At 42.7% G+C, this 14,657-nt stretch carries 13 protein-coding genes; 1 reads left to right on the top strand and 12 read right to left on the bottom strand.

Annotated features, from left to right (window positions below; genetic code table 11):
- The first annotated feature begins 5 nt into the window (after positions 1-5).
- A complete protein-coding gene (locus JMF81_RS10145) occupies positions 6-209 on the top strand; it encodes a cold-shock protein (RefSeq protein ID WP_201311342.1) in 204 nt (67 codons plus the stop codon).
- Between the two features lie 59 nt (positions 210-268).
- On the opposite strand, the gene JMF81_RS10150 is transcribed toward JMF81_RS10145, so the two are convergent.
- The 12 genes from JMF81_RS10150 to JMF81_RS10205 all read right to left on the bottom strand — a co-directional run bounded on the left by JMF81_RS10150 (position 269) and on the right by JMF81_RS10205 (position 14,657).
- Positions 269-1,234 (bottom strand): sugar-binding transcriptional regulator, encoded by a 966-nt coding sequence (locus tag JMF81_RS10150; protein ID WP_201311343.1) that lies wholly within the window; start codon positions 1,232-1,234, stop codon positions 269-271.
- 40 nt (positions 1,235-1,274) lie between these two features.
- Positions 1,275-2,324: a hypothetical protein gene (locus tag JMF81_RS10155; protein WP_201311344.1), complete on the bottom strand. Its 1,050-nt coding sequence runs from the start codon at positions 2,322-2,324 to the stop codon at positions 1,275-1,277.
- A gap of 14 nt (positions 2,325-2,338) precedes the next feature.
- Positions 2,339-3,442: an L-ascorbate 6-phosphate lactonase gene (ulaG, locus tag JMF81_RS10160; protein ID WP_201311345.1), complete on the bottom strand. Its 1,104-nt coding sequence runs from the start codon at positions 3,440-3,442 to the stop codon at positions 2,339-2,341.
- A 39-nt stretch (positions 3,443-3,481) separates the two neighbouring features.
- On the bottom strand, positions 3,482-4,174 hold the full coding sequence (locus JMF81_RS10165; protein ID WP_274954919.1) for an L-ribulose-5-phosphate 4-epimerase: 693 nt from the start codon (positions 4,172-4,174) through the stop codon (positions 3,482-3,484).
- Positions 4,175-4,197: 23 nt separating this feature from the next.
- The gene (locus tag JMF81_RS10170; RefSeq protein ID WP_201311346.1) at positions 4,198-5,016 is read right to left on the bottom strand and encodes a Cof-type HAD-IIB family hydrolase; all 819 of its coding nucleotides are present in this window, start codon (positions 5,014-5,016) and stop codon (positions 4,198-4,200) included.
- A 9-nt stretch (positions 5,017-5,025) separates the two neighbouring features.
- Positions 5,026-5,898: an L-ribulose-5-phosphate 3-epimerase gene (locus JMF81_RS10175; RefSeq protein ID WP_201311347.1), complete on the bottom strand. Its 873-nt coding sequence runs from the start codon at positions 5,896-5,898 to the stop codon at positions 5,026-5,028.
- Positions 5,899-5,913: 15 nt separating this feature from the next.
- A complete protein-coding gene (locus tag JMF81_RS10180) occupies positions 5,914-6,207 on the bottom strand; it encodes a PTS sugar transporter subunit IIB (protein ID WP_201311348.1) in 294 nt (97 codons plus the stop codon).
- 89 nt (positions 6,208-6,296) lie between these two features.
- Positions 6,297-7,730: a PTS ascorbate transporter subunit IIC gene (locus JMF81_RS10185; protein ID WP_201311349.1), complete on the bottom strand. Its 1,434-nt coding sequence runs from the start codon at positions 7,728-7,730 to the stop codon at positions 6,297-6,299.
- Between the two features lie 18 nt (positions 7,731-7,748).
- Positions 7,749-8,198, bottom strand: a complete 450-nt coding sequence (locus tag JMF81_RS10190; RefSeq protein ID WP_201311350.1) for a PTS sugar transporter subunit IIA — start codon at positions 8,196-8,198, stop codon at positions 7,749-7,751.
- 191 nt (positions 8,199-8,389) lie between these two features.
- Positions 8,390-11,929 carry a GH32 C-terminal domain-containing protein gene (locus tag JMF81_RS10195; protein WP_201311351.1) on the bottom strand — a complete coding sequence of 1,180 codons (3,540 nt, stop codon included), beginning with the start codon at positions 11,927-11,929 and terminating at the stop codon, positions 8,390-8,392.
- A gap of 9 nt (positions 11,930-11,938) precedes the next feature.
- Entirely contained in the window at positions 11,939-12,538 is a 600-nt protein-coding gene (locus tag JMF81_RS10200; RefSeq protein ID WP_201311352.1) for a family 16 glycoside hydrolase, read from the bottom strand.
- A 226-nt stretch (positions 12,539-12,764) separates the two neighbouring features.
- On the bottom strand, positions 12,765-14,657 hold the full coding sequence (locus tag JMF81_RS10205) for an NAD(+) synthase (RefSeq protein ID WP_201311353.1): 1,893 nt from the start codon (positions 14,655-14,657) through the stop codon (positions 12,765-12,767).

The following is a 14,657-nucleotide window of genomic DNA, read 5'->3' on the forward strand; positions in this document are numbered from 1 at the left end:
CCTGAATGAAAATCGGGACAGTAAAATGGTTTAGTCCGGAAAAGGGCTATGGATTTATCACACAGGAAGAAGGAGACGATGTGTTTGTACATTTTTCCGCCATTCAGGAGGAAGGATTCAAGACACTGGAAGAAGGACAGCATGTCAGTTTTGACATTGCGGACGGACCAAAGGGAAAACAGGCAGAAAATGTAGCAAAACTAGCCTGAAACTGAGAATGGCAAAAACCATGAGAGAGGGAGAAATTCCCCGCTTCTCATGGTTTTTTTCAAGATTCCCTGTTCAGCAAAAGAATCTTTTTCGCCGCACTCTCATCTGTGATCAGCGTCTTAATATAGCCTCCCCGGATTGCTCCTAAAATCGCTTCTGCTTTCATCTCAAGACCTGCGACACAGACCACATTCTTTGTTTTCTTAATATCCTGAATGCCGAGACCAATCATTTTACCGACAAACGGCGTCTTGACTTCATTTCCGTCCTGATCATAAAAGTGTCCGCCAATATGTCCGACTGCGCCCTTCTTTTCCAGATTTTTCATGTCTGTCGTACTCAGATAATCCTTCCAGCTCTTGTACTCGATGGAGCCTACACTGGTAAGGATAATGTCCGCATGTCTGGCCAGATCCAGGCACTGTTTGATATTCGGTTCTTCCTCCAGGCTTTTTCTGACTTCCACTGAATTTACAAACAGCGGCGCATAGATATAATAATAGCTTCCGCCGTAAGCAGCAGCCAGCTCTTTGGACAGATCCAGAGAATCTCTCTCCGGTTTGCGCACATTGGCTGCCCCCATGATCGGTACCACCGTGATTGGAATATTCTTGCTGGTTTTTACCGCTTTTACCGTATGATACATGGTATTGCCCCAGGACATTCCAAGGATCGTGTGCTCATCCAGCAGATTGTCAAGATAATAGGCAGCGACTTCTCCCAGTTTCTGAAGCACCAGAGTGCCCGTCGTTTCCTTTGTCGGGATCACTCTGACATCTCTTAGAAGAAATTCTTCCATAAACTGCTGTTCTATATCGGTATCGCGTTCCCACGGTTCCTTAATCTTAATTTCCACAATCCCAAGACGTCTGGCTTCTTTCAGCATCCGGGAAATCTTAGAACGGGAGGTAAAGAAACGTTCCGCGATCTGATTCTGCGTCATCTCCGCATTATAATAGAGGTTTGCAACGCTGGCAAGCATATTTCTTTTTTCATTGTCATTTAAGGTATCATAATCTTTCATTTCTCCACCTCATTTCGTTCTTTTATTATATCATACTTTTTTACTGTTCTAACTGGTATAACGCAATTTCATTGATTTCACGATTAGCGGAAAGCACATAGTCTTTTCCATCTTTCTCGTAGTGCATCACGTTAGCCGGCCCTACATCATGGTCCAGGATTTCTGCCTGGAAAGTCAGTTTCTCCGGATCATCGCAGGTAAACAGCAGAAGATCTCTTTCTCCTTTTCTGTGTCCGATCAAAACTCCCTGGCGCCCGCAGATTTCACCGCCCCAGATTGCATGGGCAAATTCAGCATCTTTTTCATAAGTATAGACCTTCTGATAAACCCCGTTCTGCTTTTTGAAAATGCTGATCTTTTCACCGTGGAATGGAGAAATCGTAAGCATCTCCTTTTCCCCATCGTTGTCGAAATCCGCAAACGCAGCGTCACTGGATGGTTCATCAATCAGCTGTTCAATTTCCCAGTTTCCGTCTTTATCTTCCGGAGGCGTCACACAGAAAACGCCTTCATTAGAAGCAACGAACGCTCTCACTACGCCATCCATCTCGGTTTTGCAGTATCCATGATTTTTCAGCATGTTCTCTTTGATTACCTGGAACTGAAGAGGATGTTCTTCATCTACCTGGGATAAATCTTCCGGAAGAACGCAGACCTGGATCTTTCCCGGGAATCTCCAGTCTTCTTTATACTCATGACCTGATTTCAGGGTGCAGGCAATCACATAGTTGATTCCGTTTCTGGTAATAATATCAAATCGATGTACAAACGGAAGATGTGCTGCCGTTTTGATCTCCCATCCATCCTCATACGGAGAAACAAGCACCAGCTTTGCTTCTTTGGAATCATTTGGTGAATAAAACTTGTGGGTTGCCATAAACTGTCCGTCAGATCCCGGAACCTGAACTATGGACATGGTTCCTCCCGGTTCTTCCCAGATTACATCTTCCAGATTTCCGTCCAGATCATACAGACGGCACTGGTTTACTTTCTCTGCTGCCACCAGCATATGCTTCTTTCCCTGATAGGTCAGCGGAGCAACCGCATAACATTTTTCCAGATTTCCGATTACTTTTTTTGTTGCCTTCATATCTGACACCTCGCTTATAAGCAGGAACGGAATGGGATGTTCTGAGGCGCTTCAAAGCAGTCCTCAAATCCTCTTCTGTGGTGATATGCTTTCTTATCTTTATCTGTCGGATATACATATTTTCCGCCAACTTCCCAGAAGAATGGGTGGAATTTGTATCCCAGACGGTCTTTCTTCATATCATAGAGAACTTTGATCTCATTGACATCTGCCATAAAGTTTGTCCATACATCATAGTGGATCGGGATAACAACTTTTGCCTGAAGAGCTTCTGCCATTCTCAGGATATCCACAGATGTCATCTTATCCTGCATACCAATCGGATTTTCTCCATAAGATCCGAATGCCACATCTACATCATAGTCTTTTCCATGTTTTGCAAAATAGATGGAATAATGAGAATCTCCGCTGTGGTAAATATTTCCGCCCGGTGTTTTAATCAGATAGTTAACAGCCTTGTCATCCATATCAGTCGGGCAGATTCCGGTTAATTCTTCTCTGTTTTCATCGGTTCTGTCTGTTGTTACAAGACAGGTACGGTCAAAAGAATCCAGCGCTACGATTTCGATATCTTTGATTTTGATCGTGTCTCCAGGTTTTACGGTAATGCAGCGGTCTTCCGGCACACCCCATTTCTGCCATAATTCAACGGATTTCTTTGGTCCGATAAATGGTACCGGGATTTCCTTTCCATTTTCATCTACAGTTGTCATGTTGCTCTTGATTACATGAGATGCGTATTCTGCGCTCATATGATCCTGATGATAGTGAGTTGCCAGCACGGCGTCTACCTGTTTGATCGCAAACGGATCGATGACAAACGGTACGGCACGGAGATTTGGCTGCATGGCTCTTGCACCACACATATTTGCCATCTGATGTCCGACTTTCATTTTTCCATCGCCATGTGTCCGTTTTCCATTTCCACACCATAAGTCAACGGTGATGTTGCATCCACCTGGTGTCTTAAACCACATACCAGTACATCCAAGCCACCACATGGCAACTGTTCCAGGTTTTACTTCTTCATTTTCGATTTCCTCATTTAACCATGTTCCCCATTCCGGGAAAGTTCCCATAATCCAGCTCTCTCTTGTTATTTCATCAATCTTGCTCATCTCTGTCTCCTTTCTGATATCAATTTAACGAATTTCATTCTATATATCATTTCCGTAATAAGCGTTTTCTCCATGTTTTCGGAAGAAATGTTTATCCTGAAGTTCCTGCGGAGCTTCTGTAATTCCTTCTTTCAGATGTTCTGTACGGTATGCCATCTTGGCCACTTCCTCCATAACAACTGCGTTATGGACCGCTTCGGCTGCATCTTTGCCCCATGCAAATGGACCATGATTAGCGCAGAGGACTCCCGGAACATAAATCGCATTGGTTCCTTTAAATGTCTCCGCAATCACCAGCCCTGTATTCTTTTCATATTCTCCGGCGATTTCTTCTGCTGTCAGAGATCTGGCGCATGGGATATCTCCAAAGAAATAATCCGCGTGGGTCGTTCCGTAACATGGAATCGGGCGTCCTGCCTGTGCCCAGGATGTGGCCCATGGTGAATGCGTATGTACAACGCCGCCGATTTCCGGAAATGCCTTGTACAGCTCAATATGAGTCGGAGTATCGGAAGATGGGTTTAAATCTCCTTCCACTTTATTTCCATCCAGATCCAGCACCACCAGCATCTCTGGCGTCAGCTTTTCATAATCCACACCGCTTGGCTTAATGACAAACAGTCCTTTTTCTCTGTCAATTCCACTGACATTTCCCCATGTATAAGTTACCAGCCCTTTTGCCGGCAGCTCCATATTCGCTTCGTATACCTGCTGCTTTAATTCTTCCAGCATCTGAAATCTCCTTCCTTTTTTCATCATAAATCAAATATCTGTTCCAGTTTTCTGGCTACCCCGTCATCATCGTTGGATGACGTCGTATCATCCGCACTCTGTTTCACGATATCATCTGCATTTTCCATGGCAATCCCAAGTCCGGCTTTCCGAAGCATTCCAATATCATTGACTTCATCGCCAAATGCAACGATCTCATCCAGTCTGATTCGGAGACTGTCTGCGAGTTTTTCCATTGCAGCTTCTTTGGATACTCCTTCCGCCTTGATCCCCAGTACATGTCTGCCGGACCGGGTTGCGTCAACTGCAATCTCCCGCTTGATAATTTCTGCTGTCAGATCCAGATATTTGGTTTTCTCATGACTGGCTACGATTTTACAGACCGGATGATCTTCCACAAATGTTTCCAGCTGATCTGTAAACAGGATTGGTATCATTTCATCCTTTTCTACGGTCTGATTAAACTTTTGATGGATACGCAGTCTGTCATTTTTTCTGTCATCTCCTACCAGACAGTCTTTCGTAAAAATGTAATATGAAAGTCCATAGGTCCTGCAGATTTCAAATACTCTCCGGCAGACATCTGCCGGAAGGGTATTTTCATAAAGAGTTTCTCCCGTCTTTCTATTCCGTACCAGGGCACCGTCGCAGCCAATCACAATGTCTGTTCCCTTCATTGCTTTTAAATATGGTTTTGCCATAACATCCAGCCTTCCGGTAGCCGGTACAAAACGAATGCCTTTTTTGATTAATTTATCTACTGTCTGTATGGTCCTTTCTGAAAGCTGCTTTTCATGATTCAGCAGTGTTCCATCCAGATCTGATAAAACCAATCGATACATTTTGTTCTCCTATGCTTCATGTTTCATGCCTGCTTTTTTCATCTTGTCTTCCACAAAAAGCCTTGCATCTTTTATGGTTTTTACTGCTTCTTCCATTGTCTGTTTTCTGGAATTATCTGCCCACATCTCGATCAGGAACATGCCCGTATAGTTCAATTCCTTTAATTTCTTAAAGATATCTGTAAAACGTACGGTTCCTTCTCCAAATGGAACATTTTTAAATACGCCTGGCTTTGTCTCTTTTACATGGATTGCTGCCGTCTGCGCGATTCCCAGCTCAAATTCACTCTCCACATCATTGCTGAACTGTGTCAGATTTCCCATATCCGGATAAATTTTAAAATAAGGAGATGGTATTTCCTTAATATAATGCATAGCCCTTAAGATCGTTCCCACAAACGGAGTATCCATGATCTCCATAGCCAGAATCACTCCCGCTCTGCTTGCCATTTCTACTGATTTTTTCATTCCGTCCAGGAATCTTCTTTTTGTTTCTTCATCAGATTCTTCATAATACACATCATAGGTTGCAAGCTGAATACAGCGCACTCCTAATTTCTGTGCCAGGATAATCCCCTTCTCCATGATCTCAAAAGCTTTTTCTCTCGTAGCTTCGTCTTTGCTGCCGAATGGAAATCTTCTGTGACCGCTTAAACACATGGTCGGGATGACAATTCCTGTTTCTTCCATATAAGAACGGATTTCATCAATTTCCTGATCGCTCCAGTCCAGCCTGGCAAGACGTTCATCTGACTCATCAATGGAAATCTCTATATAATCGAATCCTGCCGCTTTGGCTGCCTGCATCTTCTCTTTCCAGGAAAAATCATTTGGAATGGCTTTTTCATAGATTCCAAGAGGATTCTTCTTAATATCATACATATGAATCCACCTCGATTACTCAGCCGGCATATCCAGTGCTTCTCTGATCTTAGATTCAATTTCTTTCTCTGATAATAAATTCTTCAGTCCGATGATCTTGGTGTCTTTTCCAGGTTTGAACTGAGAAGTAAAAGTCTCAGAAACAAATACCATATCATAGTTGTTTGCAACACCTTTTGCTTCTCCAACACTCATATGTCCGATTTCAGCGTCAATACCTAATTTTTTAAACACCTTGTTGATTTTCATTTTGATCATCTGGCTGGATCCCATACCATTTCCACATGCTGCGATTGCTTTGATTTTCATAATAATTACCTCCTAAATATATATTGTAAATTGTTATATTGCTTTTGCTTCTTTCATCTTTTGCCGGCAGCCCGGATTCACGAAATGTTCTATTCTTCTTCCTGGCCTACGGTAAAGTACTTTTCTTTGTCGGATCTTCTGTACTGGATCTGTGGAATGATCAGCATTGCGATCACACAGATGATAACTCCAGGCACCTTCAGATATTTTACAACATAAGATACTGCAAGGAAGATGGTTGAGAAGTCAAAGTTTCCATGCCATCCTCCGAATGCTACCAGCTGAAGCAGTGCCGCACAAAGTGCTCCGCCAAGAACCTGTATAATTCCACTGCAGAAGGATAAGATTACTGCTGCTTTTACTCCGCCGCGGTGATTTGCGTATACTGCGATACTGGCATTATCGAAGAACAGCGGTACGAATCCTGCGATGATCATAACTGGTGAATGAAAAACCAAGAGTCCTGCGATTGCCAGGAACTGTCCAATAGCTCCGCAGAAGAATCCAACAGTCACTGCATTTGCCGGTGCAAATCCATAAGATACAGCACAGTCAACAGCCGGGATTGCTCCTGGAAGAAGTTTGTCAGAAATACCTTTGAAAGACTCTGTCAGTTCAGCTACGAACATACGAACACCGGCCTGCAGTACATTTAAGTAAACCGTAAAGCTTAATGCTTTGGAGAATATGTAGAATGGGAATGCTGTGGTCGCTGTAAATGTATCATCAATGCCTCTCATGAAGTCTTCTCCCAGGACTACCATAATGATTCCGAAGAATACGAACATCAAAACAGAAGTAGATACTACATTGTCGCTGAACATCTGCAGGAATCCAGGAAGTTTCAGATTCTCAATGGAATCTTCTTTCTTTCCAAGTTTTGGAGCCAGTTTATCTGCCAGCCAGATTGCAAACATCTGCTGATGACCGATGGCAAATCCTCCCTCGCCGTCTGTCAGACGATCCGTTGGCTCAACGGTAAGATTTGAAAATACTGCCTGGTAAGTTCCTACCAGGATTCCGACTGCCACAGCTCCCCAGATGTTGCGAAGCTGCGGGATAAACAGGAATACGATCCAGGTAACGGTTGTTGCCTGCTGCACCATGATATGTCCTGTCAGCAGAAGCGTGCGGAGTTTTGTATATTTTCGGAAAATCAGCAGGATAATGTTCCAGATAAATGCCAGAAGCAGAGAAGTCATCGTCCATGCTGCGGATAATCCGATATTTTCTAATGCTGCGTTTACCGCGTTCAGACCAAAATAAGGATCAATAACAACGGCATTCAAATTAAATTTCTGATTCAATCCACTAAGAATTGGCCGGAATGTTGTGATCAGACCGTTTGAACCTACTGTCAGGATCATATATCCTACAACCGCTTTGATAAATCCGGCAAGTGTTTCATACCATTTTTTTCCCAGCAGGATATATCCTACCAGTACGATCAGTCCTACAAACAATTCTGCTTTTGTCAGAATGTTGTTGGAGATAAAAGTAAAAATTGTGTTTAATATTTCCATCCTCTTTCTTCCTTTCTGCTATTCTTCTGGCTCGAATTCATTGATTGCCTTTGCGACTTCTTCCGGAGAAGATGCACTGCGGATAAATTCGATATTTTCCTCTTCTGAAATAAACTCTGCCATTCCCTGAAGTTTCTCAAGATGTGCCGTATCATCTGTCGCCGCAAGTGTCAAAACAATGTCAACCGGATCATTGTCACAGTTGAAACAGACCGGCTTTTTTAATGTAATCAGACTAAGACCTGTTTTCTTTACACTGACATCCGGTCTTGAATGTGACAATGCAAGTCCCGGGGCAATTACAATATAAGGTCCGTTATCCAGTACACACTGGATGGTAAGATCAATATAATCTTTGGTAATATACCCGCTGTCAATCAGAAGCTGTCCTGACTTGACCATAGAGTCTTTCCAGTCTGAAGCTTCCACCTTTAACTTAATGTTTTCTGCTGCAATGACTTCTTTCATTTTCTTCCTCCTGTTCGTTCTTTTTTCTTTTTATGACTGCCTTCCTTTAAGTTGTTTACATATTATCACTTTCTGAAATTCTGTTCTACATTTTTTCAATCTTTGCACATATGTGCAATTCTAATGAAAATATTGACAAAAAAAGAAGGATTGTTCTTTTTTTTGAACAATCCTTCTTTCGGGAAATTATATTATTTTACTCTAATTGTTACTGTATCACTGTAGTTTTTAATCTTGGCGGTTACCTGAACTGTTCCGGCTTTCTGACCTTTCAGGACTCCTGATTTTGAAATGGAAGCAATAGATTTATTGCTGATTTTCCACTGTACGGATCCTGAAACTCCATAACCTTCTGCTTTCAGAGTTACTGACTGACCGGCTTTGATAGACTGAGGAGCCGTAATCTTAATTCCTGCGGCTTTGATCGTAATTTCTACTGATTTTCTCAGAGAGCCGCTTTGTGCTGTCACAGTGACCTTTCCTGCTGATTTTGCGTGCAGAACGCCATTTCCATTAATGGAAGCATTTTTACTTGGAGAAACACTCCATTTTACTTTCTTGCTTATGCCTTTTCCAGATGCTTTCAACTGAACCTTTTCTCCTTCATAGACAGAAGACGGTGCACTGATTGTGATAGAAGATGTTTCCTTTTTCAATCCGCTGATCGCATCTTTCAGTGCATCAGATGCTGCATCAATTTCTTTTTGTGTCGCATCCGCATTCTGGAGTACAGTTTTTGCTTTTGCAAGAGCTGTTTCGTAGGCTTTATAGCTGTCCGCCGTATAGTCTTCTGGATCATATTGCTGTTTTGTCAATGCTGCTAACTCTTTATTTGAGCGGACTGTTACTTTCACTGTTGTTGATGCTTCGCCGACTTTTCCTGTTACTTCATAAACACCAGGTTTGTCAGGATCCACCTTGCTCCAATCCCAGTTGATCTCTGCCGGATCTTTTTTCACAAAATCATCTCCCGCAACAACAACTTTTTCTGGCAGTGCTTTCTTCATATCTTCCAGGCTGCTGTTGATTGCCGGATACAGATCATTAACCTTTGTCACAATCTTGGTTACCGGACTGTTTGTGTTAATATAGAAGTTCTGATACTCAGCAGATGCATTATACAATCCAAGTCCGACATATCCTTCGCTGTACTGATGATCCTTGTCTGTAATTTCGGTATCAATGTACTGTTTTCCATTTACAGTAACAATAATATGATATCCATCTACTTTGATCTCTACATGGTATTTTCCGTCATCTGCCTTTTCAAGAGTATTTGTCTCCGCAAATGTCTTATCTCCTTTGAAATCAAATAAGCGGACTCTGTTATCTGCCAGCTGGACCGCATAACATCCATCAAAAGCATTTTGTGTCTGAGACTGGAAAATAAAGTTTAAGATACCGGAATTGAATTTAGCATCCACTTCATAAGTAAATTTATCCGTATTTACTTTATCGGCAAACAGGAATCCATTGTCATTGTGACTTCCATAGTAAGTCTCTCCATCAATGTACCATTTTCCTGCTACTGCATTGAATTTTGTTAAATTGGTCTTAAAATTATTCTCCCGAATTGTCACTTCACAGGTCTTTTTAATCTCCGGATGGTCTTTTAAGCTGACGGTAATCGTGGCTTTTCCTGTTTTAACAGCTGTAATGGATGCTTTGGCTCCATTCTGAGACAGTTTGACTGCATCGCCTTCTACAGTGTAAACAACATCTTCCTGTGTTCCCAGCGGTACAACTGTTGCATTTAAGCTGAATTCATCCCCTACATAACCTTCAAGACTGGATTTATTCAGACGGAGTCCTGTTGGAGCTGCTTCTTTGTCTGTCCAGATTGTCTGCAGAGGATATACCGTAATATCTGCCTTGGAATCGCCGCCTTTGCTGTATACTTCCAGTCCTCTGCTTGCGATAGACGGGAAGATCTGCATTGCTCCGGCAACTGTGTAGTCTTTAGAAAATACTTCCACAGAACTGCGGTCCACGTAAATATGGAAATCAATCGTTCCATCGTCATTCTTTGTCACTTTCTGTCCGCGGACATTGATATCTCCATTGGCAACCAGCGTTCCAGATTTGCTTCGGTCAATCGTCATCTGCTCTGTCTGAGTATTATATTTTACAACTGTTTCTTCTCCTTCACCAGTTCTTACTTTAAATCCGATTTCTGTAGCATCATCTTCTGGTTTCATCGTAGCTACAATCTCATAGCTGTCGCCGTCAAAGTCTTTTAACGGATTATTGTCTTCTGTAATTGTAGCATCTTTCACTTCAACCTTATTCTCAGTATCTCTCAGATCCTTGTATCCCTTAATCGGAGTCTGTGTCAGATAATACTTTCCATCACTTTCTTTTTGTACTCCAAGGGTACACTCCAGATTATAGGTTCCATTGAACACGGTATTTCCATTGGCATAAGGGATGGCATTGCAGAAACCTGATTCCCATGTATTCATCCAGTTAATGGCTACTAAATCTGGAAGCTTCATATTATCTTCTGTTCCAAAATCACTGACATAATATGTCATAGCTGCATAAGAATCCGGGCCGAAATTCATGATACCATCGTTGTCTTCATTTCCCATGCCATTTGCATTGGTACTCTTATACTGCTCATCCGGCACAAAGGTCCATTTTCCATCGGCCTGTTTAAAATCACCAATCTTATATTTTCGTCCCCCGCGGTTTAATACCCATTTATGTTCTCCGGTTTTCTCTCCGTTTTCATCATATACTGCAAGAGGATAAAGTTCCGGACATTCTGTATTAAGATCTGGATATGCAGATTCCTGTTTCCAATTTACTAAATCTTTAGAAGAATAAATTCTAAGTGGTCCTCCCGCAACTACCATAAACCACTGATTCTCATAGCGGAATACTTTCGGATCACGGAATGCTTTATTTTGGAGGCTGTCATCTTTCCAATGGAGCAAAACTTTTCCATCTTTATATTTGTGGAACGTTTTCCCATCTTTGCTGTAGGCTCCAATAATCTTCTGTCCCTCGCTGCCGCCATCTGCAGTGATCAAAAATACAATTCCACTTTCGCCTTCTTTAAAAATATCCGGCGCAGTACTGTGATCAGCAGTTACCGCACATCCGGAATACATTGCTCCATATTCATCCGGATAAAACTGAATGGTATCTTCTTCCCAATGGATTAAATCTTCGCTGGTGGCATGCATCCAGTGCATAGGTCCCCATGCTTCTTTATCATAGTACTGATAAAACAGATGATATTTTCCACCGAAATATATTGTACCATTTGGATCATTGCCCCATCCGTCTTTTACAGAATAATGATACTGTCCCCGGTAGTCCTCATTGTAATATTCCGCATCCGGCTGCATTTTATGGATCCTGACCCGATAAACAACTTCAGCATCTCCATTTTTTGCTGTCAATGTATATGTCTGCTTTTCTTTTGTAACTGGAAGGCTGTTGATATCTGCCTCTTTTCCATCTTCATCTGTAACCGTAATCTCTGTGTCAGCATTTTGTTTTTCCGGAACTAACTTTACGCTCTGCGTGGAATTGGTTACATATGTAATATAAACATACTGATCCTGGTCAAATGCAATTTTCTTATCTACTTTCCCGCCGTTGCTTTCTGCCGTCAGTCCAGATAACTGCGGAGTGTTTCCCTCTGTAATAGAAGACATTTTCACATTTTTGTACACAACATTTGCTTCCCATGTAAGGAAACCAAATTGTCCTTCTGTCAAGGCATCATCCTAGCCGCCAAGTACTGCAGCGGCATTATTCGATGCATCATCTCCCATTGTGTAGTCTGCTGTGTTCATCACCAGTTTGTCATTGATGTAATATACCATGTGGCTTCCAATGGCTACCACTTTCAAGTGATAGGTATTGTCATCTGTCAGGCTGACTTTTTGTTCCTTGAACAGATCGGGGGCATCATTTCCCTCAAATTTGAACAACCTTACTGCACCGCTCTCACCATTGATATTGGCAACATACATTTCTTTCTTGTCATCCGTTTTTCCATTGGAACGCATGATCAAAGATGCAGCTCCTTTTCGTTCTTTAAACTGGATATCCGCTTCATAGACAAAATCTTTTCCTGTTGTTTCACTGAATAGGAAAGAGTCTCCCTTGCCGATGGAATCGCAGGTAATTGCTCCGTTTTCTTCCTTGTAATTGCCGCTGACATTCCAATTCAGAGACTGAGACTTCTCAGCCGCATTTACCACTCTTTGAAATGCTGTTTGGGGCATTACTGCACTGGAATTGCTTCCAACAAGAACAAAGCCGCCCACTGCCATCGTCGCAGCAATTGCGGATGTCGTCATCCTGGTCAAAACTTTTTTCATAAATTCCTCCTTCTTCTTTTGGATACGATAAACAAAAAGGCCCTTTTATCCATCTATGACACCGTATGTCGCACGACAAGATCAAATAAATCTGCTGTCGTACTATATGAATTATTTTAACAAGCATAAGAAAAAGTGACATCTGTAAATTGTCATCTTATCCCATTTACAAATGTCACTTTTTTGCTGATATATGTCACGTATAAAAACTCTATTTTATTCTTAATTACAGCCAAGCTGCAGGGCTTGCGTCACTCGGCATCCTCAGATCTCCCCTTGGAGATACCGCCACGCTTCCAACCTTTGGTCCGTCCGGCAGGCAGGAACGTTTAAAATGCTGACTGAAAAATCTCCAGTAAAATTTATCCAGCCATTTGCGGATGGTCTCATCGTCATAAACACCTTCAAATGTCTGCTTTGCGATCCGGTATAATTTCGTTTTCGGGAATCCGAACCGCAGCATATAATATAAGAAGAAATCATGAAGTTCATACGGTCCTACCAGATCTTCTGTTTTCTGAGAAATTACACCATCCACCGGCGGAAGCAGTTCCGGACTGACCGGGGTATCCAGCACATCCATCAGCACCTCAGACAGCTTCTTGTTTTCTGTTGTGTCGGCATAGTAAAGAACCAGATACCGCACCAGAGTCTTCGGCACGGAACAGTTGACTGCATACATGGACATATGGTCCCCATTGTAAGTTGCCCATCCCAGAGCCAACTCTGACATATCTCCGGTTCCAATAACCATTCCATTATACTGGTTCGCCAGATCCATCAAAATCTGAGTTCTTTCTCTTGCCTGAGAATTCTCATAAGTTACGTCATGCACATTCTCATCATGTCCGATATCTTCAAAATGCTGTCTTACGGCTTTTTCGATCCGGATCTCTTTCAGCGAAGCTCCTAATTCATGAACCAGGGAAACCGCATTCTGATAAGTGCGGTCTGTCGTTCCAAAGCACGGCATTGTCACGCAGATCAGATTTTCTCTTGGAATCTCCAGCATATCAAAGGCTCTTGCCGTTACCAGGACCGCAAGAGTGGAATCCAGTCCTCCTGAAATACCGATCACCGCATGTTTGCAGCCGGTATGTTCCAGTCTCTTCTTCAGCCCCATAGACTGAAGAGACAGAATCTCATTGCATCTTTTTTCTCTCTCTTCTTTATTATCCGGCACAAACGGAGCCTTTGGAAATGTCCTGGAAATTGGATTTTCACGGATTTCCAGTGAGAATGGAATCTCGCGGCAGGATCCGGTTTCGCCGCCTGGGAAAGATGTCATCTTTCTTCTTTCTGCCGCCAGACGCTGTACATCAATGTCTGCATAAATTGTTTCATTGGTAAAACGCTCTGCCTCTGCAAGCACAGATCCATTTTCACAGATCAGATGATGGCCGCTGTAGACCACATCCTGTGTAGATTCTCCCTCTCCTGCGTTGGCATAGAGATACGCTGCCAGAAGCCTTGCTGACTGGTTGGATACAAGACTTCTGCGGTAAACTTCTTTTGTCGTTGTTTCTACGCTGGCCGATGGATTGCAGATTACTGTCGCGCCTGCCATGGCATGATATGTGCTCGGAGGCAGCGGCACCCACAGATCTTCACAGATCTCACAGGCAATGATCAGTTCCGGAATCTCCCGGCATACAAACAGCTGATCGGTACAGACAGGAACTTCCATCTCTCCCAGCCGGATCACTTCATCCATTCCTTTTCCGGAAGCAAAGTGACGCAGTTCATAGAACTCGGAATAATTCGGAAGGTGGGTCTTTGGCACTGCTCCCAGGATTTTTCCTTCATGGATCACCACGGCACAGTTATATAATTTTTGTTTTACCACCAGCGGACATCCTGCGACTACCAGCATATTTCTGCCTTTTGTAGCAGCTGCGACTTTAAGAAGTCCTTCTGTGCATCCTTTCAGCAGCGGCTGCTGCAAAAAGAGATCTCCGCATGTATAACCGCTGATTGTCAGTTCTGAAAAGACCAGAATGTTCGCTCCCCGGCCCTCTGCTTCTTCTATGATTTTTATCATGGCTCCGGCATTATATTCCGGATCCGCAACCTTCACTTTTGGCGTTGCACATGCAACCTTAATAAATCCATCTTTCAT

The sequence above is a fragment of the Anaerostipes butyraticus genome (genome assembly GCF_016586355.1).
In the GTDB taxonomy this organism is placed as follows: domain Bacteria; phylum Bacillota; class Clostridia; order Lachnospirales; family Lachnospiraceae; genus Anaerostipes; species Anaerostipes butyraticus.

Coding starts and splice junctions, on each gene's coding strand:
- JMF81_RS10145 (WP_201311342.1), top strand. CDS start 6: ATGAAAATCGGGACAGTAAAATGGTTTAGTCCGGAAAAGGGCTATGGA.
- JMF81_RS10185 (WP_201311349.1), bottom strand. CDS start 7,730: ATGGAAATATTAAACACAATTTTTACTTTTATCTCCAACAACATTCTG.
- JMF81_RS10165 (WP_274954919.1), bottom strand. CDS start 4,174: ATGCTGGAAGAATTAAAGCAGCAGGTATACGAAGCGAATATGGAGCTG.
- JMF81_RS10205 (WP_201311353.1), bottom strand. CDS start 14,657: ATGAAAGATGGATTTATTAAGGTTGCATGTGCAACGCCAAAAGTGAAG.
- JMF81_RS10175 (WP_201311347.1), bottom strand. CDS start 5,898: ATGTATGATATTAAGAAGAATCCTCTTGGAATCTATGAAAAAGCCATT.
- JMF81_RS10190 (WP_201311350.1), bottom strand. CDS start 8,198: ATGAAAGAAGTCATTGCAGCAGAAAACATTAAGTTAAAGGTGGAAGCT.
- JMF81_RS10180 (WP_201311348.1), bottom strand. CDS start 6,207: ATGAAAATCAAAGCAATCGCAGCATGTGGAAATGGTATGGGATCCAGC.
- JMF81_RS10200 (WP_201311352.1), bottom strand. CDS start 12,538: ATGAAAAAAGTTTTGACCAGGATGACGACATCCGCAATTGCTGCGACG.
- JMF81_RS10150 (WP_201311343.1), bottom strand. CDS start 1,234: ATGAAAGATTATGATACCTTAAATGACAATGAAAAAAGAAATATGCTT.
- JMF81_RS10170 (WP_201311346.1), bottom strand. CDS start 5,016: ATGTATCGATTGGTTTTATCAGATCTGGATGGAACACTGCTGAATCAT.
- ulaG (WP_201311345.1), bottom strand. CDS start 3,442: ATGAGCAAGATTGATGAAATAACAAGAGAGAGCTGGATTATGGGAACT.
- JMF81_RS10155 (WP_201311344.1), bottom strand. CDS start 2,324: ATGAAGGCAACAAAAAAAGTAATCGGAAATCTGGAAAAATGTTATGCG.